General features: G+C 32.8%; 1 protein-coding gene. It reads right to left on the reverse strand.

What is annotated here, in order from left to right; all coding sequences use genetic code 11:
* Nucleotides 1–46 precede the first annotated feature (46 nt).
* The gene (locus AAEY83_RS13690; protein ID WP_157824073.1) at nucleotides 47–184 is read right to left on the reverse strand and encodes a hypothetical protein; all 138 of its coding nucleotides are present in this window, start codon (nucleotides 182–184) and stop codon (nucleotides 47–49) included.
* Between the last annotated feature and the right edge of the window lie 127 nt (nucleotides 185–311).

Genomic DNA, 311 nt, shown 5'->3' on the forward strand with positions numbered 1-311 from the left:
GTCCGGAGACAACATATACAGTTATTAATAATAATCGCTATGATCATCATTTTTGCCATATCATTATCACAAAGAAAATAAAACGACGTAAGCTACCGATAAGTAACCCGTAGTTCTCATTCTCAAGTGCCACGGCAATATCATAAAAGCCGCTCACTGACCAATCAACTGCTATTATATTCAATGGTTTGAGTCCTATTGTCAAGAAAAACTTCTAAAACCCACCCCTAACTATTAGTTATTAAATAATGTACATTCATAAGCATTATTTGCTAAAATCAAACGCTACTGTATTCATATTGTTATTTATC

The sequence above is a fragment of the Psychrobacter sp. TB20-MNA-CIBAN-0197 genome (assembly GCF_040309765.1).
GTDB classification, from domain to species: Bacteria; Pseudomonadota; Gammaproteobacteria; order Pseudomonadales; family Moraxellaceae; genus Psychrobacter; species Psychrobacter submarinus.